Below are 25,907 nucleotides of genomic sequence, written 5' to 3'. Positions count from 1 at the left end.
ATTATTTATTCCAGCCGATTTCCTTAATGTCCTTTTCCTGCTGTAGTAGCTGTACCAGTTGCAGCATGGACTCATTAGTGATTTTATCAAATTTCAGCTGAAGGGTATAGTAATCATCTTCTTTCTCCATGAAAAAGCCGGACAAGCTCAACTCTTTCATGGTTGTTACCCGTTGTAACACATTGTTGGCTATGATGCTGGAGGTAGTTACCAGGCGCAGGGAGTTTTGGCGGAAGCGTTGTGATACCCTTTTTTCCAGCGGTTGCAGTGCCCATAAAATGATAATGGCTACCAGTGTGGTGGCGCCTGCTGCAAAATACATTCCGCCGCCGGTGGCCAGGCCTATGGCTGCTACGGTCCATAGTCCCGCTGCGGTGGTGAGTCCGCGGATAGTGCCCTGTTTCATAAACAAAATGGTGCCGGCGCCAATAAATCCAATGCCGCTAATCACCTGTGCGGCCACCCTGGAAGGGTCCAGCACTACATGTTCGGTGCCCAGTACATCCGAAAATCCGAAAGCAGATACCATCATAATAAGGCAGGAGCCAACGGATACCATCATGTGCGTGCGCATGCCCGCCGTCCAGTCCTTCCGTTCCCGTTCCAGCCCGATCAGCGCCCCGAAAAGCGCTGCCATAGATAGTCTGATTGCGATTTCCTGCCAGGTTAACATAAGCCAACTTTTACTTTAAGTTAACGAAAAGGCAGCGTTTTTCCAGCAATATTCGTTCATCCTGTTAACAAAAAAGGGTGATAATACGGTTGTTGAATAGATAAAAACGTTGCAATTTCGAGAACGCCATATCACTTTAGCATGCATCTGTTTATAGCATACTCCAAAAGTTTTAACGTGGGTATAAACATTTTTATAGCTGCAAATCCTTCCTTATACCGCTTTAAACTTCAGCGGTTGTTGTCTGCCTGTCACGAACTACGGGTACAGGCATTGTCCGCCGGAGAATGGACCTGCCCGGATAACTTACACCTGCAGTACGATGCAGTGCTGATCGACAGCAGGACTATATTTCACCAGATAGAAAGCACGCCCTGGAATGCCTTCAGGCTGGCTTCGTTTATTCGTGGCTGTTCTGAACTGGTGCCGCTGATTATGCTGGGAAATGGAGAAGATCTGGAAGAAAAGATCCGCGGACTGCAACATGGCTGCGATGATTTCCTGGATCGTTCGGTGAGTGTGGAGGAGCTGGAGTGCAGAATCCGCAACCTGGTTAAACGTGCCCGCCGGCAGGCAGCATTTGGGTGAATGGGGTTTTGTCTTTTTTTCTCGCAAAGCAGCATAGGCAGGTAAGCAACCAAGACCTGCAGTTTGTTACAATAAGTTTGTTTGATTTGTGTGAGACCTTCGGTCTCACACAAATCGTTTAGTGGTCCGCCAAAGGCGGACCACTAAAATGATGTTAACAACAAAACAAAAGCCTTAGCTGCTTACCTGCTTATGCTGCTTTGCGAGCAAAAAAGGTCGCGCACAAGCGCCGTAGGCGCCTACGGCTTATCCCACCATACCGGTTCTGACAGGTAAGCAGGCTTGGCCGCATTCGGATTCGCTTTCAGTACCTGATCGATATTGAAATTAATTTCATAGCTCGCCACTGCAAACCTCCGCGGGTAATCCGTAGGAGCAGGATAGCCTTCTATATACACATGCGATGGCCGCTGGTAGCCTTTGTATACGCCGGTTGCCAGGTTGTATACGCCGGAACCGTCCGCACAGTAGTTATTGCGACGCATATCCGCCCAGGTTTCCACGCTGAACGACAGCGCTATGTATTTCTGGATCATGATATGACTGAGCGTGAGGTTGGCAGCACTTTGTACCACGGAAGTACTCTGCAGGAACTGCTCGGTTTTTGCCGGCAGGATACCCAGCAGGTTCATGTGCGAACGTATCCCCGCCTTATAAGCCGTTAAGGCTCCGTTGGCATCACCCTGGCGGAATTTAACTTCTGCCTCTATAAAACGCATTTCAGCATTGGTGAGCAACAGCCCTTTTGCATCTCTTTTCGTATACCAGGAACCGGTAGACAATACACGCTGGCCGGCGGTAGGTGCATACGGATTTTTACGCAGCGGAATGTATACGGAGTCGCCGTTAGCAAACTTATTGGTAGACGAGTTATACGCCGGGTTGGAAGGGCCAGTTTTAGGCAGGTCGGAAGTCATATCCATCCCTTTGGTAAATAACCAGCCGGTATCCACCTGCATACGTGGCAGAATGCTGTCCATACGCGGATCACGCATGTTGTTAGCCCCTGTTGGAGCTCCCTGGTAATTATTGGTGAGATAGTCAATGTAAAGTTTGGTAAAGCGCACCGTGGTGCCGGTATTGCTATACTGCAACGCTTCTTTTGCCGTACTGGTTACGGTAGGGCCTTCATCCACATACTGGCGGATGCTGCTCTGGTCGTCCGTTTGAGGTGCATTGGCCAATGCGTCCAGCACTGCCTGTGCATTGAAGCTGCCTTTTTTGCTGGTATGCAGCAGGAAACGGGCCTTCAGACCGTAGGCCAGTCTGATCCATTTATCCACTGAGCCATTGTTGAGGATGTCAGCTTTCGACAACAGTGGCGCCGCAGGGCCCTGGGTCTTTTTCAGGTCGGCAATCGCTTCATCCAACAGTGGCAGAATTTTCCCCTGTATATATTCTCCGTCATCGAACTTCGGGGTGTAGGTGCTTGCCATGGCAAACTCATCGTAAGGCAGCATGCCGTAGAAATCCGCCAGGGTACCAAATCCCCAGCCTTTGATGACCTTGGCGGCACCGATGTAATGCCAGGCTTCCACCTTTTGTGCGGCAGTAATCAGCGGGTCCACGTTTACGGCGGTATTTACATACCAGCACTGCCATGGCCAGTTGGCGCTGGAAGTATTGCTGTACCACCTGGTAAGGTTCCAGTTGTTGTTGGTAGCGGCATTGGAAGCCGGATATACCACCGCTATCTGCTGTGTTAGAAACGAAGCGCGGGTGCCGGAGCTTTCGTAACAATCCGAAAACTGGCTGATGAGCGGCGCCAGCCTCATATCGGCCGTAGGCACGTCGGAGGTGGCAGTGTTAGGATTTTTGTTTACATCCAGCCATTTCTTGCAGGAACTAACGGCAACGGATATACCTATAATTAAGAATATTTTTCTCATGGTAGCAGCAATTAGAATTTAAAGTTTAAACCGAATGCGATCCCTCTCGTGGCAGGTACGCCTACATAATCGATCCCTACTGATCCGGAACCGGTTACGCCGGCACCGGCAGCACTGATTTCAGGGTCCATACCGCGGTAGTTGGTAAACAGCAGCAGGTTGGTACCGGAAATAGTAGCAGTAGCTCCTTTCAGCCAGCCGATGCGGTTCAGCACATTTGAAGGCAGTGAATAGGATAAGGCTACAGACCTGAGGCGCATCCAGTTTACGCTCTGGATGAAAAACGGTGCATTGTTGGCATATACATCACGGTAGTACTTTTCAGTAGCTTTTACGGTACGGGTTACCGGCTCATACTTACCGGTAGATGGGTTCAGCGACACGCCGGTAAAGGTGAGGTCACTACCACGACCCAACGTAGTTTCCGACAAACCGTTTACTGTCATCAGCCATTCGGTGGCATTGTATACATCACCGCCCAGGCGGAAATCCCACAGCATGGAGAAGTTGAACGATTTGTAACTAAAGCTGTTGTTGAGGCCTCCGATCATATCAGGCTCCCTGTTACCCACCGGTAAGGTGGTAAGGGAAGAAATGGTAGGATAGCCGGTGTTATAGTCAAGGATCACGTTGCCGCTGGAATCGGTAGCCCATTTGGAACCGCTCAGTCCCATGAACACGCCTTTATTAAAGGAGGCGGCCTTACCCGGTCCTTCCTGCACATCGGTTACATACAGGATGTTGATGGCTCCAGGCAGTTCTTTTACGCGACCTTTATTTTTAGAGATGTTGAGGGTCACGTCCCAGTTGAAGTTCTTGTTACGCACAGGGTTGGCGTTGATGGTGAGTTCAATACCCTTATTTTCAATCACGCCGGCGTTTACTGATTTCAGGATATAGCCGGTAGCGTTACTCACCCTTGGCGACAGGATCTGGTTTACGCTTTTGTTGTTGTACACGGTGAAGTCGAGCCCGAGGCGACCGCCAAGGAAGCGCAGTTCCGTACCAAATTCATAGGAGTCGGTATTTTCAGGCTTCAGCTCGGGGTTACCCTGCTGCCAGTAGTTTCTGTAACCACCGCCTACGGTGAGCTCCGGACCAAAGAGGCCGGTGGAGGTCACGTAAGGGTCGGTATCTTTACCTACGCGGGCCCAGGATGCGCGTACCTTACCAAACGACAATACACTGTTTTTAGGCAGCAGTTCGCTGAACACGAAGCTACCGCTCACAGAAGGGTAGAAGAAGGAGCGGTATACTACCGGCAGGGTGCTGCTCCAGTCGTTACGGCCTGTGATGCCGAGGTAAGCGAAGTTTTTATAGGATGCCCTGAATTCGCCGTACACCCCTACCAGCCGCTTCTGGCTTACATTGTCCTGTGCATATCGGTTTTTATTATCCGCATTGTTGAGGGAGATCAGTCCCGGAATGGAGAAGTTTTCCGCTCTTACGGAACCGGTTTTCGTGTAATAGTCTTCGGTATTGTGTCCCAGCAGGAGGTTAAAGTCGAAATCCTTAAACTGTTTATGGGCGTTGAGCATGAGGTTACCGCTGGTGAAGTTGTAGCGGCGGGTGGTTTCGGAGAGCATACCATTCTGCCAGGCTATTTTAACGGCGGAGCCGGGGCTGGTGAGACTGGTAAACTGTGTTACGAAGTTATCGATACCGAGGCGGTAGGTGGCATCGAGCCAGTTGGTGATTTTTACGCTGGCATAGATGTTACCGAGCATGCGGGTGGTTTTATCGCTTTGCGGGCTTCTGTTGATGGTCCAGTTGGCGTTGTCGATATCATCTTCCAGGGCTACGTTAGGCAGCAGGCGACGTTTGGAGCCGTCAGGGTTCAGCCATACGGACATATCGTCGTCAGTAGGCCATGACATTATACTTTGGAGATATCCACTACCACTGCCGCCATACAGGCCGCTGCCGGTGAGGGTTTTCTGCGTATTGCTTACGGCGTAGGTGGCGTTTACGCCAAAGGTAAAGCGGCCCACCTGCTGTTCTCCGTTGAAGCGTACGGAGGTACGGTTATAATCGGTGGTAGGCACAATACCTGTTTGCATGATATTGGAGCCGGAGAGGAAGAACTTACTGAGTTTGGTACCTCCGGAGATATTGAAACTGTTGTCATACGCGTGAGCGGTCTGGAAGAAGTCGCCCAGGTTATCGTAGGCTGATTCACCGGCGCCGAATTCAGGCCCCCAGGAGAAGTAGGTTTGATCCGTAAACGTGCCGCTGTAGGAGGTGCCGCGTTTGTAGCGGTCCTGTACTTTAGGCAGTTTGTTGACCCAGTTGGTGGTGTATCTTGGGGTAACGCTGACGATGGTATTGCCTTCGGAGCCTTTTTTGGTGGTGATCACGATGGCGCCGGCAGCAGCCTGCAGGCCGTATAACGCAGCAGCGGCGGGGCCTTTGAGCACGGTGATGGATTCCACATCTTCCGGGTTGATGTCCATAGCGCGGTTGCTGTTGGTGGTGGACATGTTTACGGAGCCGTCGAATGCGCTGTTGTCGCCCTGGCCGGTGGAGTTGTTCATAGGCACACCGTCGATGATGAACAGTGGCTGGTTGTTACGTTCCAGGGAGGTACCGCCGCGGATGATGATGGAGGCGGAGGAGCCGGGGGCGCCGCCGGAGTTGGTGATGTTGAGACCTGCAATTTTTCCGTTCATAGAGTTGATCAGATTGGGGTCTTTATTTTTCATCAGCTCGTCTGCCTTGATGTCCTGTACGGCGTAGCCGAGGGCTTTACGTTCCTTTTTGATACCCATGGCGGTTACGATTACCTCGTTGAGTCCGGTACGTGTGGGCATCAGCGTTACATTGATGGTAGCGGCGTCGCCAACGGTAACTGTTTGGGCGAGGTAGCCGATGTAGGTGAACTCGAGGGTTTGCCCAGGGTTAGCCTTGATGGTGTATTTCCCGGAGGCGTCCGTGACAGTGTTGACATTATTTTCACGGATGCGAACCGTAACACCGGGAAGCTGTACTTTTTCATCGGAGATGACGGTGCCGGAAATAATTTTTTGCTGTGCCGTTGTGAGTTTGGGCAACAGGAGCGTTATTAACGACAGGATCGTCAATAACCTGAGTGTTGTTCTCATGTTAAACGTTTTAGATGTTGGTTGACTTGCAGTTAATACTTATCTGAATTATAATAGGAGAATAGTATTTCTTTCTACATACAAAACTTGATTCCACAATAAGCAAATAATTGAAAAATACCTTTTGAATCCGTTGTGAATTACAGTTTGGCAAATGGCTTTCGCATTGGTACTAATATAATGGCTAAAAATATAATTTTCAAGCTATTTTTTCTAATATTTTGGAAGAGGGGGCCCTGACACCTTCGGTGTCAGGGAGAGGGGGCCGTGCTGCGCACGGCGGGCGCTTTTGATTTGTTTTTTGGCGGTTCCTCGGGACGAGACTGTGTTACGAACGTGGGTGCTTTTCGCCTGCTTTTGGGATAGGCGGCGAGTTTGCACACGTGCCAGTTCTTTGGGAAGGAGCTGTGTTGTATACGCAGGTGCCTTTCATTTGCTTTTGAGGCTAGCCGGTGGATTTGCATAGATGGCGGCTCTTAGGGACAAGCCTGCGTTGTGCACGCAGGTACCTTATTTGCTTTTGGGATAGGTCGGTGCCGTTGCTTTGTACTGACATGTGCTGATCCATTGGGAGTACCTGTACTACGCACGGCGGGCGCTTTTGATTTGTTTTTTGGCGGTTCCTCGGGACGAGACTGTGTTACGAACGTGGGTGCTTTTCGCCTGCTTTTGGGATAGGCGGCGAGTTTGCACACGTGCCAGTTCTTTGGGAAGGAGCTGTGTTGTATACGCAGGTGCCTTTCATTTGCTTTTGAGGCTAGCCGGTGGATTTACATAGATGGCGGCTCTTAGGGACAAGCCTGCGTTGTGCACGCAGGTACCTTATTTGCTTTTGGGATAGGTCGGTGCCGTTGCTTTGTACTGACATGTGCTGATCCATTGGGAGTACCTGTACTACGCACCGCGGGCGCTTTCCAGCCTTAGGTTGCTGATAGCCGGCAGCACTTAAAGCACAACTTCCCGGGAGGAGATGTGCGCGCAGCGCACACTCCCTCCCCGGGATCAGCCCGCGCCGCAGGCGCGGGCTGATCCCGGAAAAACCTGCTGAATTTTTGAATATTTTTTCAGAATTTAGGACCTGATTAAAATATGGGACACGTTATGAATTGTAAGTCAGGTAACTACTTGATAAGAATAGTTTTGTTTTTGCTGCTCTTCGCAGAAACGAAGGTTGAGGCGCAAACGGCCAATCCACAACAGTACAAGTACGTATTTACCGTGTCGAAGGACGGTTCGGGAGATTTCAAATACATACAGGATGCGATTGATGCCATGCGGGTGTATCCGCTGATGCCGATTGTGCTGTACATCAAAAACGGCGTGTATAACGAAAAGATTGAACTGCCGGCACCTAATACGGATGTACGTTTTATCGGGGAGAGTGTGGACAGCACCATCATTACCTACAACGATTATTCCGGCCGTGGTAAGCTTACCACCTTTACCAGCTATACCGTTAAAATTTCCGGCAACCGGTTTATAGCAGAAAACATCACATTTGTAAATGCGGCGGGGCCGGTAGGCCAGGCCGTAGCGCTGTATGTGGATGCGGACAAGGCGGTGTTTAAGAACTGCCGTTTCCTTGGGCACCAGGACACGATTTTTACCGGTGGGGAAGGGGCGCGACAACTATTCGTAAACTGCTACATCGAGGGAACAACGGATTATATTTTTGGCCCGGCAACAGCGGTGTTTCAAAACTGCACCCTGCATTGTAAAGCCAATTCCTATATTACTGCTGCCAGTACTACCGCCGGAAAGGCATATGGTTATGTGTTTACCGACTGCCGCATCACTGCTGATCCCGGCATAACATCGGTGCAGCTGGGCCGTCCGTGGCGGGCCGGTGCTAAAACAGTATTTTTACGTTGTGAGATGCCAGCCGCTATTGCTGCCGTAGGGTGGAGTAACTGGAGTAATCCGGACAATGAGAAAACGGTGTATTACGGTGAATACAAAAGCAGTGGCCCGGGAGCAAATGCCGCCGGCAGGGTTACATGGAGCCATCAACTCAGTGATAAGGAAGCCGCACAATATACCCTTTCCAACATTTTTCGTTTAGCCGGTACCGATAGTTGGTATGAAAGCATTGCTACGCCTGCATTCCAGTGGCCTGCAAAAACAAAATAATTATTACTTGGTGTTTCATGAATTACGCAGCATATTTGCATTTTTCGCACCAATATTCTGTGTAATTCATGAAATACCTGAAGTTGATCCTGCCATTGCTGTTCCCTGCTGCGCTTACCCAGGCCCAGCAAATTACCAATGCCGCCTATCTTGATCGTTTTGACGGCCTGTTTGCCGATGTGAAAATTAATAACCGCAAAGTGCTGCTGCACAGGTCCGGACTGGTTACCATCGATAAAATCGAAAACCAGGGCTACTTTCATACGGTAGTAGGTATTAAAGATAATGCCTACGGCGCTATTAACTACAACGGCAAAATTATCGCCCCCTTTACTTTCGATGAAGTGAGGCTGGCCGATGAAGACGATGAATACGACCCCTCCAACAACTACTGCTACGTTATCACAAAACTCAATGGTAAATACGGGGCTATCGATACACTGGGCAACGTCATCTGCAAAAATGAGTACCAGCTGATAGAACCCCTCAATGCGCGACTGCTCAAGATCCAGCGCAATGGTCGCTGGGGCTGGGTGGAACTAACCACCGGCAAAGTATTACAGGAGCCCGCCTATACCGACGTTGGTAAGAGCTATGTAAGCCCGTATGTGGAAATAACCAACAATGGCAAGAAAGGTCTTGCGAAGGAAAGCGGTGAAGTGGTAGCTGCACCTGAATATACTTCCTTCCATTATCCCGGTATAGAAAACAGCCGGCAGTTTGGGTATGAAATAAATGGAAAGATCGGCCTGATAGATCTTTCAGGGAAAAAAATTACACCTGCCGTATATACACGAGTTCAACGCGGCCCTGTGGCCGGCACATTTGCGGTAACGCAAAACGGTAAAACAGGTATTATTGATTCCACCGGCAAAGTGCTGGCGGCACTTGTTTATACAGAAGTAAGTCCCTTCGGCAGTTTCCTGGTAGTAAAACAGGAGCAAAAATTTGGCGTGCTGGATAAATCCGGAGCAATGGTACTCCCCGTTCAGTTTGATAACTTAGAGGTATATAGCAGCAACGGACAACCGCAGATGTCATCTACCACCCTGCAGAAACGCTGGGTATCCCCGGAACCGGCGTATTTTCTCGCCAAAAAAGGCGCGTTGAAAGAGTTGTATGATAGCACCGGTAAAAAGCATTTGTCCGGCAATTATCCTTTTATTACGCTTTATGCATCTCAAAAAGGAACATTTGTTGTTACTAAAAATGCTAAGGGCGACCAGGCATTACTTCGTACGGATGGTTCAGCGATCATCCCGACAGGATTTGAAGAACTGCTGGATGGCTATCATTCCACCTATCTGTACATGGACCGTGCTGCCGGCAACCAAAAGAAAGATTATGTTGCTATTGCGGCAAATGGCAAGATGGGATTATACCATCTCCCCACCAGTAAAATGATATTACCGCTAAAGTATACACGGATTGAATGGCAAAATGAACAGTTGCTGAATGTAAGGGAAGGAGAGGACGCATACAGCATGATAAATATTAATGGCAAAGTTGTAAAGCCTTTACAACGCTATGGTTATTATACCGCGGTAGCGCCGGATCGGATCATTGAAACCAAATACCGCGACAATGGCAAACTTACAACCCTGACGGATGAGAGTGGGGCTGTACTGTATTCAAAGGAAGACTGGGACTTTAAAGAAAATTCTTTCTCCAGGCTGTTAATGAAACCAGGTGAGGAACCTGAACACATTATGTACGCTGAAGGACTCCTGAAAATGTGGAACGTTCCCGAGGAAAATCTCTTTCTCAATATGAAAGGGGAGGAAGTCAGGTTTAAGGAATATGACTTTGTCAGCGATTTCTATAACGGGCTGGCCATTGCCGGTAAAATGGACGCTAACAGGAATGCCACTTACGGCATTATCAACCGGAAAGGAGATATCATTTACCCCATTACAGCAAGTGATATAAAGCAATTTGACAGTAGCCTGGTGCTGGTAAAAACTGATACGCTGCAAGGCTTGCTGAGAAAAGACGGGACGGTGTTCATTCCCATGAAGTACAAGCAAATTTCCAGTATTTACGGCATTCCTTATTTCAAAGTGTCTACCAGTGAAGGGGAAGGCGTCCTCGATTCTACCGGCAAGGAAGTGATTGCCCCTGCCTTCCGCGAACTGTACTATGATAAGGATCACAAATTATTCCAGGCAACAACCCATGATGACAAATATGGATTAATAGGATTAGACGGAAAAGTAATGCTGCCGGCTGTATATGATGAACTAAACCGCAATAATGGCTATAGTGCGGATGGGTTTCCGGTGCTCGTAAAAAAGGATAATAAATATTTTTATGTAGATGGGGAGGGTAAGGAATTACCTTATGCATCCGCAAAATCAAAAGGTTATAATGATTAAGTATTTGATCGTTGCCACTTTGCTGTGGTGTACAACGGTGCAGGCACAACAGGGTTCCGCCTTTGTAGGTGGCCTCGCAAGGATTGAGCAGGATGGGAAAAGCTGGTATATCAATACCCGTGGAGAAAAAGTATTTGACCGCATCCTGTCCCAAGTAAAAAATGGGGAAGAGGAGGCAAACGCCTTGCAGGTGATTGCGCTGAATGGCAAGATGGGCGTGATAGATGCCGAACAACGAATAGTGGTAAAGCCTGAATACGATCAGGTAGAAGCTAAGTGGAACCAATATCTCGAATTAAAAAAAGGAAATAAAGTAAACCTGGCAGACAAACAGGGGACGCAACTGTTTCCCTGGCAGTTTGAGGAAATCAACTACCTCGATGGCAACAATTTTGATGTGCGTGCTGGTAAGCTGTGGGGTATTTATAACCTCGAAGCTAAGCGACTGATCATACCACTGGCCTATGAAGGATTCGATTACTGTGGCGGCTGTGGCAGGAAAGGTGATTACCTGTTTGCCAAAAAGAACGGCAAATGGGGCATCATCAATTTTAACAACGAAACCCTGCTGCCTTTTGAATATGACCACGAACACTATTACATGCGCAGTGATAATTGGGTGCGTAGTCTGAAACGCGGCGATAAGGAAGTAGTGATTAACCTGGATACCAAAAAGGAATATCACGGGCCCGACTATACGGACATGGATGTGCTCAGCGCTGGTATGCTCAAAGCGAGGCACAACGGGCTGTTTGGGTTGATTGATGCTGCCGGTAAACAAGTGGCTGACTTTGTATACACAGATATTTATAGCCCTTATGATGAAAGATATGCCGGGGAATTGATTGGTGTTGTAAAGGATGGAAAGCACGGGATCATACTGCCATCCGGAAAAGTGGTGTTGCCGCCTAAGTACGAAAGCGAAATCCACTGCATAGAATCGTTTATGATTGTGCAGGAAGAGGGGATGTACCAGTTGCTGGACAGTACCGGCAGGCCTTTACTGGATAAACATTACACGGCCATAGCACCGAAATATGTTGGCAGGGATAACCAGCGGCAGCTTATTTTCATGCTGAAGCAACAGGCGGTGGATGGATTTTACAATCCACGTACCGGTAAAACGGCTGCACCGGCATTTTATGAACTGGACCCTACTTCAGATGGCACTAAAGCCATAGTAGAGCACCAGGGGCAGTACGGATTATATAGCATCAGCGGAGAAAATATCTTACCCATTGCCTACAGCGAAATCGAGGAATTAACGCCGGACCTGTTTACGGTGGCTGGCGAGGATAACAAACGCGGACTGTATGATGTGCCCAATAAGAAAATGCAGATACAACCCGCATTCAGGAATATTACGCAATTGCCCGGCAGTGGAGATGATTTCCTGGTGATTATGAACCATGAAGATGCTTCCTACCGGTATGGGATATACGATAAAACCTACAAACAGCTATTGCCGGCAGATTACACGGATATTATCTGCATTGGTCAGGATGGTTATTTATTGAAGCAGTTGCAGGGCGATTCGGTGATTTATTCCCTTTATAACCTCCGTACGAACAAGCTGCAGCCGCTCAAATGTCTCTATGCATACCAGGTAGAAGTGCCTGGCCAGCTGCAGTTAACTGATTCTAACGAATCAGGGATCATCGATGCTAATGGCAACATGGTGATACCGATGGCCAAACAAATGATTCATCCGTTGAAGAATAAAACCTACCAGGTAATCAGGGCACAGCAGGATGGCACTTTCAAATATGGTTATACTGACAGCACCGGCAAAATGATTGTGCCGGTGATATATGATTATTCCGGCAACGATGCTGATTTTGAGGGTGACGGGCTCCTGCTGGTGCGGGACGACCGGGAAGTAGGGCGCAGTAAAGTAGGCCTTGCCTCCACACAGGGGCTGATTAGGCTTCCGGTGGCTTACAATGCCATTATGCAAGGCGATCCCGGCCCGGGCTACATCGTGATGAAAGGTGAGCAGTTCCAATTGCTGGGCCCCGATGGGCAGCCCGTAGTGCCTACCTTGTTTGATGATGTTGCCCTGGCTAAAGTGACGTTCCGTAACGCCACACTGGTATCCTTTTCCTGGCCGGTGCTGACACGTACCGGAAAAGTGTATCAGTACATTAATGCTGATGGCACCACGCTGCCTGTCAGGCTCACCGGTGTGGCTGACTTTGAGCCCTCATATGGGTATTAATATACACAGTACGAGAATCCTGCAACTGAATGCCAGCGCTACTTACAGGGCTGGCATTTACTTTGGTGGCTATTCCTAAAAGGTATTTGCCATGACAATGCGTAAGAATCTGATTATAGGAAGTGCCGCAGCGGTAGCTGCCGCCGGTGTAATGCTTTATCTCAAAGGCCGCAGCGTATCCATCCCCCGAGGCGCTACTCCCGTGCAGCCCTTTGATCTCTCCAGATACCTGGGTACCTGGTATGAGATAGCCCGGAAAGATTACCGCTTTGAACGAAATATGAGCAATGTAACCGCTACCTATAGTCTTACTCCTAAAGGGGAAGTGCTGGTAGATAACCGCGGCTACGATGAGGCCACAGGCGAATGGCGGGAAAGTACCGGCAAAGCAAAGTTTGTAGGTGATAAAACTACAGCAAGATTCAGGGTATCCTTCTTTCCGTTTATATATGCAGGTTATAACGTAATCGATATCGATGACGACTACCAGCACGCACTCGTAGTAGGTGATAACCTTGATTACATCTGGTTTCTCTCCCGCACACCTGAGTTACCTGAATCGGTGAGAGAAAGGTTTATGGCAAAAGCGGAAGAATTGGGGTACTTGATAACTTCCCTGATCTGGACTACACACGACCGTAAAGCATGATTGCTGTCAATTGTTTTTTGATAGCAGATAGATGAGGATCACTCTTAGTTGATAGCTATTATCGTTTCGCGGCATAGGGACGGAAGCATTTTCATTATTAGAGGGCTTGTGTGATTTTTAGCGAAGATTGTGTTTTGATAGACGCCTGCGAGGCGTCTCTACGCCGCTGTTTAGGATATGTGAAGTTGATAGATAGTTAGAGTTCTGCACTTAGTGTGGTTATGAATATTGCATTACCTGGAAATCCTGCCAGGCGAAGTAGAGACGCCTGGCAGGCGTCTATGCGATTAAATCTCCTCCATTATCTTCGCACTAATCGATTCAAATTTACATTCAATTATATCACGGATGAAGCACCGCCGCAGTACCCGGGTGCAGGTACATCCTCAGTTCGCCGTCTTTTAGGGTTCTGCACTTAGTGTGGTTATGAATATTGCCATTACCTGGAAATCCTGCCAGGCGAAGTAGAGACGCCTGGCAGGCGTCTATGCGATTAAATCTCCTCCATTATCTTCGCACTCATCAATTCAAATTTACATTCTATTATATCACGGATGAAACACCGCCGCAGTACCCGGTTGCAGGTACATCCTCAGCTCGCCGTCTTTTAGGGTTCTGCACTTAGTGTGGTTATGAATATTGCCATTACCTGGAAATCCTGCCAGGCGAAGTAGAGACGCCTGGCAGGCGTCTATGCGATTAAATCTCCTCCATTATCTTCGCACTCATCAATTCAAATTTACATTCTATTATATCACGGATGAAACACCGCCGCAGTACCCGGTTGCAGGTACATCCTCAGCTCGCCGTCTTTCAGTTTATACATTTTAGGGCTTTTATCAAATTTTATAGTGCTGTACGGCCATTTAAGCACTACTTGTCCATTTAGGATAGCTGCTACCGTTACTTGCTGTATCTCTCCATCATGCATCGTTGCGGAATACAGTAACCCTTCTTCACTTCTCAACTGCTTAAAACTGACATTTTTCCAGGAGGCCGGTACGGCCGGAAACAGGGTAGTGACGCCCTTATGCGTTTGGAGCAGCAGTTCGTGTACGCCTTGAGCGAAGGCGAAGTTTCCTTCTAACGTGAAGGGGTTATACGTAAATCCGGAGTATTGTCCGCCTTTCTGATCACCGTTGAGGTGGAAGCTGTTGGCGCCTGTGAAGTTGGAGGCAAACCTGCGGAGCATGGATACGGCGCTGTCGCCGTTACCGGTTTGTGCGTACAGGCAGGCGGCCCATGCGAAGGAATAGCCTACCCATTGGCGGGTACCTTTTTTCTCCATCCAGGTAAGGGATTGATCGATGATGGCTTTTTCCTTCGGGTCGGTGTAGGAAATGACTTTCAAAGGATAGATGCCGATCATATGGCTGTGGTGGCGGTGGGAGTGGGTGAGCTGTTGCCCAGGTGCTATAAGCAGCCCGGTGGTATCCGTGCTGAAGTAGGGATACTGCACCAGTTCTGTTGCGTTCACTTTTTTGCCAGTGGCGGCTGCGTTTATTTCCGCATATTTTTCAAAGAAGAAGCGTACCAGTGCCAGATCGTAGTTGGTGAACTGTGGGAACCAGGCGTGGATGCTGTTATCATTGAATTCCGGTGAGGAGCTGAGCGGATGTTTGAATTTGCCACTAACTGGATCGGTTATACGAAGTGCACGCAGGTAGGTGGCTACTTCATCAAACCATGGTTTGCAACGGGTGAGCAGGAATGTTTTATCGTTGCTGTATTTCCATTGCCAGTAGAAATGTTGCGATAACCATGCTGCTGTGGTAGGACTGAGGGAGTACTGAATCCAGCCGCCCATAGGTTTGGCGGAGATGGTGCTTACTCCTGGTACGTTGAGTCCGTTGACGCCAAAGTATTGTTTGGTCCAGCGTTTATTTTCATCGCGGGTGTTCCAGAGCCAGTTGGTGAAGCCGGCGGTGAGGTCCAGGTGGTTGGAGGTGTAGCCGGGCCAGTAGCTGAGTTCCGTGTTCAGGTCGTGGTGGATATCCCCTTTCCAGGGTGGCAGCTTGCCATTGTCGGCCGTCCATACTGCCTGCAGCGTGATGGGAGGCGTGTTTTTGCGTGCCACTGCACCAAACTTATACATATCCAGGTAATATTGTTTTGCCAACAGCGTATCCGGTAGTTGTATGCCGGATTGTGCCCAGTAGCGCTGCCACCATTCGGTATGGGCGCGGTGGGCATTATCGATAAAATCCTGCGTGATGGCAGCCGTTGGTGCGGGTGCGTTATGCGTGATGGTCCAGCTGCCGGCGAGACGGTTGTTGCCGAGGCGCTGCCAGTTGACTGCTACTTCGTAATACTGGCCGTTGTACGTAGGTTGGTGGTAGCGGATGGTATTACCCGAAGTGGTAATAGTCCCTGCGGGGTAGCCGAGGCGTTGCAGGCTTTGTCCGTCCACAGAGTTGGTAGTTTGCGTAGTGCCATTGCCGGTATAGGCTGGTGTTACCAGCGTGGGGGTGAAGTTGGCCGGTACATTTTCGATGATGAAAAGTCCATAATCGGCGTTCGCCTGCACGAAGGTTTGAAATACGCCGCCGTTGCGGAAGTGGATGGTGTTAATGCCCGTTGCAATGTCCAGGATATTGGTTTGTATCTCTCCTAAACCTGCCAGGGGAAACGTAATAGCCGCGCCGGGAATTTTAGTAGGGGCAGCATTGGCTTCGTAGGGCGCATCGCCGGCGGCTTGTGCGGAATCGTACTGGTTGTTTTTTACTTTTTGGGCTACCCACTGAAAAGTGAATTGATCGATGCCTGGCATGGGGCGGTCGTCCCAGAGGTCGGCCCGGTCGAGGGAGAGTTTAAGTAATCCTTTTTCTTTCCAAACGAGGGCGCCCAGCATGCCATTGCCCAGTGGCATAGCGTCGTACCAGCGGGTGGCGAGTGTATCAGCTTGCAGGTTATGCGCCGGCGCAGGCTGCGCCAGGCAGGTGGAGCTAAAAAGTGCTACAGCGGCTGTTTGTAACAGCAGCAGTTTTTTAATATTCATTGTTCAGGTTTGTGATCCGGAACTAAGATAAAGGAAAAAAGCCCCTGCCAGTTAAAAAATGGATGGGTGGATGTTAGTCGTGCACTACCATTTGCCGGAACATTTTGTAGTTCCCGTCTGTTTCGCGTCGCCATACGTTAATGCTTTTGCCGCTAACGATACCTTTGTTGCCACCAGCGTTCCAGTGCACGGTATAGTAGCCGTTGACCAGTACAAAATCGCCCAGGTTCTTCAGGGACGACATATTGATTTCCACCTGGTCGATGCCTACTGCCGGGTCCTCGTGCATCACATAATAAGCGTTAATGGAATCCAGGCCTTTAATGGCGCTGGCATAGTAGGGCATGTAAATGGCGTCGGTAGCGTATAGGCCGGCCATGTTAGCGCCATTTCTCGTTTTTACATTGTTTTCGAACACCTGGTTTTGTGCAGCAATCAGTTTATGTATTTTATTTTTTTCGGGAGATGGAATGGCTTTCTGTAGTACGGTGATGGCGGGAAATACTTTGCGGTCGATGTAGTTGGTGGCACCCTGTATTTGTGCCAGTAGAACGAGGTGTTGGGGACTGCTGATATCCCATACCTGCAGGTATTTAGCCTGGTAGATGTAGGGGGCGTTGTCGCCATAGAGCAGGGTGGTGGTGTAGTTGCCTATTTCTATCACATGGTTTTTGAGCACCTGCAGGTCGGTGATGGTGTGGGTCGTGTTGCTGTGCTTCACGGAATCCAGCCAGGTAGATATAAATGTTGCTATGGCAGCTTTGCCATAGAGGGTGGGATTGTATTCCGGCATTACCACGGACCTGCTGTTGTAATACGCCATGATGCCATTGAGGTCGCGGGTAGCCCATGCATTATCGATTTGCTGGTTAATGGCAGCGAGTTTGGCGTGCCAGTCGGCCTGAGCGTAGCTGCCAAAGGGCAGGGAGAGGAGCAGGAGGAGGAACAATGGCTTCATATAGTTGGGTGTGAAGGGTTTGAATGATGGTATCGTTGCTACTATCTTTATAACAAAGAAACCGAATAATTGATGAATTGGATATGCAGTAAATGTTAATTTTCCATTGGTACAAAAAACAAGGAATTGTAAACTTTTTCCCTAACTATTTGAATATTGAAAAACAACACTTTAATTGCTACTTTAAACAGATGATTATGATTTTGGAAGTTCAGCCATATATGAGGCTTGGTCAGTTTAAAATAGGGGCGGGAAAGCAGGAAATCAGCCAGCAGCTGGACGGTGACACCCAGGACGCCATAGATGAGGCATCTCAGGATGCTTATCCTCACCTGGGATTGACATTTGACTATGATGAGGAAGGCCGCTGTGTAACAATCAGCGCGTCAGTACCGGCCGCAGCAATGTATGAGGGGCTGAATTTACTAGCCACACCTTTTGCTGCTATAAAAGAGCGTTATCCGAATTATACCCGGATGGGTAATAACGCGGTTTTATTGATCGACCTGGGCATCGGCCTTACTTTCGGCAACCCTGAAAACCTGGACAGGCAGCTGCCGAAGCAGGTGAGTATTTATGCCAGAGCGATTATAGAGGAGCAGATCAGGGATTTGGAGAGTTGGTATAGGATGTCGTGTTAATTACTTCTTATAATATGAAAAACAGGCAGTGAAAATTTTCACTGCCTGTTTTTATTTATAAGGATGGTCGGTTAAACCAGATTAATTTCCACCGGAATATTACTCTTCACCGCTTTCGAATACGGGCAGGTATTATGCGCAGTATTCACTATCTGTTGCGCCACCTCTTTATCCAGTCCCGGCAGTGCTACGTTTAGTCGTGCCTGTAAGCCGAAGCCACTATCAGATGTAACCAGGTCTACTTCCGCATCTACGGCGGTATCTGCCGGCAATTTAATACCCAGGGTATGCGCTGCAATGCCCATGGCGCCGATAAAGCAGGCGGACCAGCCGGCTGCAAACAGTTGTTCCGGATTGGTACCCTTACCGCTGCCAGGTAAGCCGAGTTTGATTTGCAACTGCTGGTCGTTGCTGCTGGAAGCGCCTTCGCGGCCGCCGGTAGTATGTGTTTTACCTGTATATAATACTTTGGTGTTTGTTGCTGTTGTTTCCATGCTATTAATATTTAAGTAGGTGATTGAACTATTTTTGTAAGCTGGCGGCGATAATAACTTTCGCCACTTCTTCAGGATGAGAAATAAATACGGCGTGGCTAGCTTTTATTTCAGTGATTTTGTCGCCGGCTCTTTCGTACATTTTACGCTGTACCCAGGGAGATAGTGCGTGGTCTTCCGTAGATAAAACAGCATAAGCAGGTTTTGTTTTCCAGGCGGCATGTGTTACCGGTGTGCCAAAACAGGCGGCATATATGGGGCCCTGTGATGCGGCCATGAAGTCTGCTTCTTCTTTACTCAGGTCAGCTGCAAATCCTTTATGGAACTGCTTTGTGTCGAAGTACAGGATGCCATGTTCATCCGGAGGCAGAATACCTGATCCTTCCATTTTGGGTGCGCCTTCAGATTGCTGTGCGCTGTTCTCGCCCGCATCCGGCTGAAAGGCCGCGATATATACCAGCGAGGCTACTTTCGGATGCACACCTGCTTCTGTAATCACGGTGCCTGCCCAGGAGTGGCCTACCAGTACGGTAGGGCCGTCCTGCTTATCCAGTATCCTCGTGGTAGCATCCACATCATCTTTTAGGGAGGTAAGCGGATTTTGTACCACGGTTACGTGGTAACCTTTTGCTGTCAAAATTTTAAAGAGCTTCTGGAATCCGGAGCCATCCGCAAATGCACCATGTACCAGCACAATATTTTTGACAGGCTTGTCGCCAGGATCTGCGGCCAGTACGGAAACTGCCGGAAGGCAAAACAATACAAAGAGGGTGATCTGAAACAATTTTTTCATGTCTGTTGTGTTTTTAAATTTCAGGCCTTAGTGTAGCCGTTACAGTGATAATTATTACTAGTCGAGTTTTGTTTTTGCTGCTGCTATAATTTTACCGTCACTGTTGCGTTGCAGGAAGCCGATCAGTTCCCAGTCCTGGGTGTTAAAACCTGCAGGCGTAGGCACCATGGCTATGCTCGCTCTTTTAGGATCGACGGTGGTGAGTTGTTTTACAATCTGCACATGACTCAGTTTCCTGCCTGCATTTTCCCCTGCCCGCACGTTGCTCTGTGCATTTTTTTGTACCAGGGCAAGGAGTAGTCTGGTATTTTTTTGGGGAGATAATGGCGCCCACGATACAGAGAGGCCGCTGGCTGCGGGCGTAGCCTTCAGGTGCAGCGTTTCTTGCGGAACGGCATCCAGCGCCTGATTGATGGCGTAGGTGATGTTGGCTACATCGGAGCCTACATACTGGCTTCTCCCGTTAACCACTATCTGAGGCGTATATACGGTGTTGAGGTTGAGCCAGCCGGCGTATTCTTCCTGTCGTTCAGAAAAAATATGCTGACTAAAGCTGTCTTTCCAGCCCTGGTGGTCCCAGTAGTCCACATGGAAGGCGAGGAGGTAGAGTTGTTTGCCATTGCTTTCCTGTTCCAGTTTGGCCAGCAGTTCATCTGCCGGGGGGCAGCTGGAGCAGCCTTCGGAAGTAAAGAGTTCTACTACGGCAAAGCCTTTGGAGCTGTCGGTGCTGTGTACCAGTGGGCCTGAAGTATTACTGTACAGCGGGTTGCAGGAGGCAAACAGCGCGGAGAGTGATAATACGGCGGAGAAGAATATTGCTTTCATATACTATAATTTTTTAAGGATCAGTAAGGATCGCATGGGTACCATGCGCGGTCTAATGTTTGTATAAAGTTTGTTCTTGCGGCGGCGTCCGCAGGACGGAAGGCAGGCTGGTTATATACATCCACGGAGTAAGCCGGTGCTTGTCCGCTGGCGGTAGGCTGCATATTTACGGTTTCCACGCGCAGCAGTTCCCCATTGATATAGCTGCCGAACCAGAATTTATTATCCTGCTCACGATAGGTCACCAGTTTGAATAAAGCCTCCGGTTGCGAGCGATTGTCGAAAGCCGCTTTGTTACCATACAGCATCGCGACTTCATTATCTTTTTCGTTGATGACGGTAGTGATGACCCGCATGCCACTGTCGTTAAAAGCGAATGGACGGATGGCAGGAGCCTCTTTTTTATCCATACAGCTGGCGATCATAAAGGCGAGTACAGCCACGGTGAATACATTTATAAAGCGCATGGTGTTATTAGTTTAAGGTGGAGAGATCGAAGATGCCGCCGGTTTTGGCTGCTGCTTTATGGCAGGAAGCGCACGACTGTGCTACGAGCAGGGTGGTGGTGGGTTTAAGCGCCTTGGTTTCAAATTTGGCATAGCCCCAGCCATCGGTGCTTTTATAGCGTTCAGCGTCCCTGACCATAAATTGTACGTTTTGGAATTGACCGGGATGGATGTACCCGTCTTTATCCCGCTCTTTGTCCCACACCACTTTGGCGATGACGGCGCCATCTGGCCATGGTTTGATCTGCTTCTCCCTGATGGCCTTCATGGCAATGGGGTTGGCGTACATGACGCGCATAGTGGTATTATCAAACCGGGAGGTGGTGCTCATCACTTCCCACTGCCTGAACTCAGGCATAAACTGTATGCCGGTGAGTGAGGTGGGCAGTGGATTGGGGAGGGTGGTAGCTGCCTGTTGTACGGTGTCCTGCTTAACCGCCGTTACTGTTTTTCTTTTAGTGAGAAGATAATTGCGCAGGGTAGTAAGTTCTGCGGCACTCACGGCGGCGGCGCTATGAACGGCGGCGTAGGAAGGCAGCGGCATCGTACCGGAGTTAATCATGTTATATGCTTCCCAGAGTGCAGCTTCCCGGGCAGCAGGTGCCAGCTTATCCCATTCGGAAAAGTTCAGGTGCTTACGTGCGGTAAGGATGTCGCTACGCACCATGGAAGCCACTCCCGGCAGTTTATCGAACCATTTCAGGTTTGCCGTGTTGGAATGACAGGGGTAGCATGCTCGAACGAAGATCTCTTTCACCGCTGCCGGAGCTTCGAGATCGCCCGTAACGGGTAGGTTATCGACTACTTTGGTAGTGAATGACAGGACCGCTGTTACTGCGAGGACGATGCCTGCGGATACGCTGATAATTTTGAGCCGGTTTGATATTTTCATATGCCGAAGTATTATGACACAAAGAGAAGGATTGTTAACCTCCTGTTGAAACGTAATACCCTGTATCCGGCAAAAAAAGGGGTGAGCCGGACAGATTTCGGGGTGAACCGATCCGCTCATTTTAAGGAATCGTATGACCTGGTTTAAGGGCCTGCCGGGCTTACCGGTGGGATTGTCTGCTTCGGCCTTCAAATGGCCGGATTCGGCCCTGATTTGTGCCTGGGGGATATGAAATACGATTATCTTTGGTTCACTATGAGGAAAAAACAGTCATTCAAAATATCGGGCAGGATCATATGGTTAAGCTCCCTGTTTCTGGGCGTCATTGTTTCGTTACCCAGCCTGATCCAGCACCAGTATAATATTTACGAGGTGATAGCCAATTCGATGATAACCTTTCTATTTTCATTGTTTGTATGGTATTTCAATATCTATACACTACCCGTATATACTTCCAAAGAGATAGCACGGGGATTCGCTGTTTACCCTCTGATCAGGAACCTGCTGGTAGGGGTGGCAGTGATGTTCCTGTTGTCATATATCCAGCAACAGATACTCACACATATTAACTTCGGGCCGGTAATGCTCATGTTTGAGGTACGTGGAGTCCTGATCAATCTTACCTTTTATATGTTTATTCACCTGCTCTATCAAACCTACCAGGGGCAGCGGGTGAGCATTGAACTGGAACGCAGTAAAATGGATAACCTGGCTGCGCAGTTTGAATTACTGCGGCAGCAGGTAAACCCGCATTTCCTCTTTAACACCCTCAATACGTTGAAGTACATGGTGGAAAGCGGGGATGAAAATAGTGTGGACTTCATCCTGAAATTGTCCGATTTCTACCGTTTTACCCTCGAAAACAGAAAATCAGACCTGATCCGGATGTCGGAGGAACTAAAGATACTGCAAGCCTATATCTACCTGCTGAAAGCCCGCTTTGAGCATGGTTTTGAAGTAGATTTGCAGGTAAGTGAAGCGCATAAATCCTCTTCAGTGCCACCGTTTACTTTACAGCTGCTGGTGGAAAATAGTATCAAGCACAATGTAGTGGCACCGAACAAAACGCTGTACGTAAGGATTTACTCAGAGGGGGACTATATAGTGGTAGAGAACAATGTGCAGCCTAAGATCACGCCGGAGTCCTCCACCGGCATTGGCCTGGAGAATATTAATGAACGATATCAGCATCTGCTCGGAAAGAACATTGAAATCTTACCAGATAATAAAAAATTTATTGTAAAACTTCCGGTAATCGATGAGGATAGTAATAATTGAAGACGAAATTAAGGCCGCAAAGTCGCTGGCAGGGCTGATTGCCAAAATCCGCCCGGAGGCGACGGTGGAAACCATGTTGCATAGCATTGAAAGCGCAGTGGCATATTTGAATACCAACCCGCCGCCTGACCTGCTGTTTATGGACGTACAGCTCTCCGATGGCTTGTGCTTCGAAATATTCCGCCAGGTGAAGATTACCAGCCCGGTGATCTTTTGCACCGCGTATGGGGAATACTCGATGGATGCCATCAAGTCCAACGGGGTCGACTATATCCTTAAACCCTTCTCCGCCTCGGAGCTGGAAGCAGCATTCACCAAAATGGATAATTTCAGGAACTTTTTCCAGCAACGGGAGCAGTCCGACTGGCTGGAGTTGATCAGGCGGCTGGATAAGCCGGAAAGCAAAACCAGCTTCCTGATTTTTCACAATAACCGGTACATGACGGTTCGTACAGAACAGATTGCGTTTATCTATATCAAATACGATGCACCTTATATTGTAACGTTCCAGCAGCAGAAATACATCATTTCCCAGACACTGGAGCAACTGCAGGCGCAACTATCTCCCCGGCAATTTTACCGACTTAACCGGCAGTACCTGATCAATTTTGACGCAATTAAGGAGGTGGAACATTACTCCGGCCGCAAGCTGGCCATTCACCTGGCAGTGCCGGCAGAAGAGCAGCTGACCGTAGGAAAGGATAAGATGACGCAGTTTTTGCAGTGGATGGAAAACAGGTAATTAATGGATGGTCATTACAAATAATCATTACTGTTTATTGCCATATTGATGAAGTAGAGACGCCTCGCAGGCGTCTATCCGGGTAAATCTACTACACAATCTCCGTTTTAATCAATTAGCTATAAAAGAGTTTGTGTTTTGATAGATGCTTGCGCGTGTCTCTGCGCTGACTAGCATGTTTTTCATTTTGGGAACGGAGTTGCAAAGCATTACTGAACATACCTGTATAATAATTCCCTGCTTTTTTTTAGCTTTAAGAACTGATACTACAGGTATGGCTATTCCGCGTCTCGCTAATGAAAAGCAACTGCTGGCTAAAATAGCCAACGGGGATGGCCATGCATTCAAGGTAGTATACGACTGCTATTACCCTCACATCTATCGATTTGCTTTCAGGATATTACAGTCCCGCAGCCTGGCCCAGGAGGTACTCCAGGAAACCATGCTTAAGCTGTGGCAGTTGGGTGATCAGCTGCACAAAATTGAATACCTGGAAGCCTGGCTGCACCAGGTAGCCCGCCATCACGCCATCGACCTGCTGCGCAAAAGCGCGCTGACAGCCCGCGTGCAGGCGGTGATCAGTGATACTTTTGAGGAGCGGCATAATGAAACCGAGGAAAGGATACTGCTGAATGAAACCCGGAAAATTCTGGAAGAAGGTATACGCCAGCTGCCCAGGCAGCAACACCTGGTATACCAGCTTTGCCAGCAGCAGGGCATGAAGTATGAGGAGGTGGCTGCGCTGCTCAACATCTCTCACGGTACCGTACAAACGCACATGAAACTCGCGCTTAAATCGCTTCGCCGCTACATGCAGGAACACAGTGATATCGCCGTTCTGCTGATCATCCTGCGATTATTATAATTTTTTTTCTCCGCCATTACCTCGATTTTCCCGCTGGTTCGTCAATATATAAAGCCCGCCAATGCAGGCAACGTAACTAATGGAAAAAGAGAGACTTCGTTACTTATTCCAGCAATACCAGCGCCATTCCCAAAGCCCTGCGGAGCAGGAGGAGTGGCTTGCCGCCTTGTCGGATGCAAACCTGGAACCCCTGCTGCACGAAATCGCCGCTGAGGAGTGGGAGCATACCACACCTGCCACTGAAGCGCTATCAGCGGAGGAAGCCCAACAAGTATATGAAGCGGTCATCAGCCATCCCCAACCTGCGCGGGTACGCCGCCTCTGGCCCCGGATGGCCATAGCAGCCTCTTTTCTCTCCTGCTTACTGGTCGCCGGCTACCTATACTACAAAAGCAAACCAATACCAGCTGCAACCATCGCACTGCAGCAGCCTGATGTAGTACCAGGCGCTACCCGTGCTACCTTAACGCTGGCCAATGGCCGAAAAATCGTATTGTCCGCCGAAACGGATGGGGCCATAGCCAAACAGGCTGGTATTCAAATTAAGAAAGAGAGAAACGGGGTTTTGGTGTATGAAGTAACCGACAGTCGCGACGTAGCCGCCAACGCCGTAAATACCCTGTCTACCGCCAAGGGCGAGACGTATAAAATTATCCTGCCCGACAGAACGCAGGTTTGGCTCAACGCCTCCTCGTCCTTGACGTATCCGGTAAAGTTCAACGGTGCCGACAGGGCAGTAACGCTTTCCGGCGAAGGCTATTTTGAGGTAGCCGGCGATCCGTCTCATCCATTTAAGGTGAATGCAGGCACCCAGCAGGTAACGGTGCTGGGTACACATTTTAACATTAACGCCTACACGAATGAGCAGGTAATTCGTACCACCTTGCTGGAAGGCAGCGTAAAGGTGAGTGCCGGAAATGCAGTGGCTATCATACAGCCGGGGCAGCAGTCGACCCTCCAAAACGGGGACATCGGCGTGCGCACTGTTGATACCGACCAGGCCACCGCCTGGAAAGACGATCAGTTTGTATTTGACGGTGAAAACATCCAATATATCATGCGAATGATTGAACGCTGGTATGATGTGGACGTGGTATATGAAGGCGCAGTTTCCCGGGAGAAATTCTATGGGGGCATATCCCGTTATGAAAATGTATCTGAAATATTAAAAGTATTAGAGTCAACCAAAAGTATATCCTTTAGGATAGCAGGCAAAACAATCTATGTAAAAACAAAAGAGACCAAAATTCATCTGAAGTAATCGTAAAATTTCCATCGTTATGCGAAAAAGT

The 25,907-nt window shown here is 48.9% G+C and carries 20 protein-coding genes; 10 read left to right on the top strand and 10 right to left on the bottom strand.

The genetic code is table 11. The annotated features are described in order from the left end of the window. Window position 1: 1 nt before the first annotated feature. Window positions 2–637 carry an MgtC/SapB family protein gene (locus tag BUB18_RS11335; protein ID WP_218588029.1) on the bottom strand — a complete coding sequence of 212 codons (636 nt, stop codon included), beginning with the start codon at window positions 635–637 and terminating at the stop codon, window positions 2–4. Window positions 638–814: 177 nt separating this feature from the next. Between BUB18_RS11335 and BUB18_RS11330 the strand changes: the two genes are divergently transcribed. Beyond that, the gene (locus BUB18_RS11330; protein WP_073080822.1) at window positions 815–1,261 is read left to right on the top strand and encodes a response regulator transcription factor; all 447 of its coding nucleotides are present in this window, start codon (window positions 815–817) and stop codon (window positions 1,259–1,261) included. A 239-nt stretch (window positions 1,262–1,500) separates the two neighbouring features. Here BUB18_RS11330 and BUB18_RS11325 read toward each other — a convergent pair whose 3' ends face one another. Continuing rightward, entirely contained in the window at window positions 1,501–3,150 is a 1,650-nt protein-coding gene (locus BUB18_RS11325; protein WP_073080820.1) for a SusD/RagB family nutrient-binding outer membrane lipoprotein, read from the bottom strand. Window positions 3,151–3,161: 11 nt separating this feature from the next. Continuing rightward, window positions 3,162–6,251, bottom strand: a complete 3,090-nt coding sequence (locus tag BUB18_RS11320) for a SusC/RagA family TonB-linked outer membrane protein (RefSeq protein ID WP_073080818.1) — start codon at window positions 6,249–6,251, stop codon at window positions 3,162–3,164. Window positions 6,252–7,352: 1,101 nt separating this feature from the next. Here BUB18_RS11320 and BUB18_RS11315 point away from each other — a divergent pair. The 4 genes from BUB18_RS11315 (at window position 7,353) to BUB18_RS11300 (ending at window position 13,623) form a co-directional block, all read left to right on the top strand. Then, a complete protein-coding gene (locus tag BUB18_RS11315; protein ID WP_073080816.1) occupies window positions 7,353–8,381 on the top strand; it encodes a pectinesterase family protein in 1,029 nt (342 codons plus the stop codon). 68 nt (window positions 8,382–8,449) lie between these two features. Then, a complete protein-coding gene (locus BUB18_RS11310) occupies window positions 8,450–10,756 on the top strand; it encodes a WG repeat-containing protein (RefSeq protein WP_073080815.1) in 2,307 nt (768 codons plus the stop codon). Beyond that, complete coding sequence (locus tag BUB18_RS11305; RefSeq protein WP_073080813.1) at window positions 10,749–12,974, top strand: WG repeat-containing protein; 2,226 nt, start codon at window positions 10,749–10,751, stop codon at window positions 12,972–12,974. Before BUB18_RS11310 ends, BUB18_RS11305 begins: the two co-directional genes overlap by 8 nt. Window positions 12,975–13,071: 97 nt before the next feature. Continuing rightward, window positions 13,072–13,623: a lipocalin family protein gene (locus tag BUB18_RS11300; RefSeq protein ID WP_073081344.1), complete on the top strand. Its 552-nt coding sequence runs from the start codon at window positions 13,072–13,074 to the stop codon at window positions 13,621–13,623. 754 nt (window positions 13,624–14,377) lie between these two features. On the opposite strand, the gene BUB18_RS11295 is transcribed toward BUB18_RS11300, so the two are convergent. Next, window positions 14,378–16,621 (bottom strand): glycosyl hydrolase family 95 catalytic domain-containing protein, encoded by a 2,244-nt coding sequence (locus BUB18_RS11295; RefSeq protein ID WP_073080811.1) that lies wholly within the window; start codon window positions 16,619–16,621, stop codon window positions 14,378–14,380. 73 nt (window positions 16,622–16,694) lie between these two features. Further along, window positions 16,695–17,579, bottom strand: a complete 885-nt coding sequence (locus BUB18_RS11290) for a YybH family protein (RefSeq protein ID WP_073080809.1) — start codon at window positions 17,577–17,579, stop codon at window positions 16,695–16,697. Window positions 17,580–17,776: 197 nt separating this feature from the next. Here BUB18_RS11290 and BUB18_RS11285 point away from each other — a divergent pair, with 197 nt between their 5' ends. Continuing rightward, on the top strand, window positions 17,777–18,220 hold the full coding sequence (locus BUB18_RS11285) for a hypothetical protein (RefSeq protein ID WP_143159910.1): 444 nt from the start codon (window positions 17,777–17,779) through the stop codon (window positions 18,218–18,220). A gap of 71 nt (window positions 18,221–18,291) precedes the next feature. On the opposite strand, the gene BUB18_RS11280 is transcribed toward BUB18_RS11285, so the two are convergent. Genes BUB18_RS11280 through BUB18_RS11260 form a run of 5 tightly spaced genes read right to left on the bottom strand, consistent with a single transcriptional unit; the run spans window position 18,292 to window position 21,730 of the window. Then, on the bottom strand, window positions 18,292–18,714 hold the full coding sequence (locus BUB18_RS11280; RefSeq protein ID WP_073080806.1) for an organic hydroperoxide resistance protein: 423 nt from the start codon (window positions 18,712–18,714) through the stop codon (window positions 18,292–18,294). Between the two features lie 28 nt (window positions 18,715–18,742). After that, complete coding sequence (locus tag BUB18_RS11275; RefSeq protein ID WP_073080804.1) at window positions 18,743–19,507, bottom strand: alpha/beta hydrolase; 765 nt, start codon at window positions 19,505–19,507, stop codon at window positions 18,743–18,745. 57 nt (window positions 19,508–19,564) lie between these two features. After that, complete coding sequence (locus tag BUB18_RS11270) at window positions 19,565–20,332, bottom strand: DUF1223 domain-containing protein (RefSeq protein WP_073080802.1); 768 nt, start codon at window positions 20,330–20,332, stop codon at window positions 19,565–19,567. Window positions 20,333–20,352: 20 nt separating this feature from the next. Further along, window positions 20,353–20,799 carry a hypothetical protein gene (locus BUB18_RS11265; protein WP_073080800.1) on the bottom strand — a complete coding sequence of 149 codons (447 nt, stop codon included), beginning with the start codon at window positions 20,797–20,799 and terminating at the stop codon, window positions 20,353–20,355. Between the two features lie 7 nt (window positions 20,800–20,806). After that, window positions 20,807–21,730: a heme-binding domain-containing protein gene (locus BUB18_RS11260; protein ID WP_073080798.1), complete on the bottom strand. Its 924-nt coding sequence runs from the start codon at window positions 21,728–21,730 to the stop codon at window positions 20,807–20,809. A 255-nt stretch (window positions 21,731–21,985) separates the two neighbouring features. On the opposite strand from BUB18_RS11260, the gene BUB18_RS11255 reads away from it, so the two are divergent. The 4 genes from BUB18_RS11255 (at window position 21,986) to BUB18_RS11240 (ending at window position 25,876) form a co-directional block, all read left to right on the top strand. Beyond that, window positions 21,986–23,008 carry a sensor histidine kinase gene (locus BUB18_RS11255; RefSeq protein WP_073081341.1) on the top strand — a complete coding sequence of 341 codons (1,023 nt, stop codon included), beginning with the start codon at window positions 21,986–21,988 and terminating at the stop codon, window positions 23,006–23,008. Then, entirely contained in the window at window positions 22,989–23,750 is a 762-nt protein-coding gene (locus BUB18_RS11250; protein WP_073080796.1) for a LytR/AlgR family response regulator transcription factor, read from the top strand. Before BUB18_RS11255 ends, BUB18_RS11250 begins: the two co-directional genes overlap by 20 nt. Window positions 23,751–24,024: 274 nt before the next feature. Further along, window positions 24,025–24,615, top strand: coding sequence for an RNA polymerase sigma factor (locus BUB18_RS11245; protein ID WP_073080794.1), 591 nt, complete (start codon window positions 24,025–24,027; stop codon window positions 24,613–24,615). Window positions 24,616–24,694: 79 nt separating this feature from the next. Beyond that, complete coding sequence (locus BUB18_RS11240) at window positions 24,695–25,876, top strand: FecR family protein (RefSeq protein ID WP_073080792.1); 1,182 nt, start codon at window positions 24,695–24,697, stop codon at window positions 25,874–25,876. The last annotated feature ends 31 nt before the right edge of the window (window positions 25,877–25,907 follow it).

The sequence above is a fragment of the Chitinophaga jiangningensis genome (genome assembly GCF_900142605.1).
GTDB classification, from domain to species: domain Bacteria; phylum Bacteroidota; class Bacteroidia; order Chitinophagales; family Chitinophagaceae; genus Chitinophaga; species Chitinophaga jiangningensis.
The sequence above is the reverse complement of the archived record's forward strand: the minus strand, read 5'-3'. Positions and strand labels throughout refer to the sequence as shown.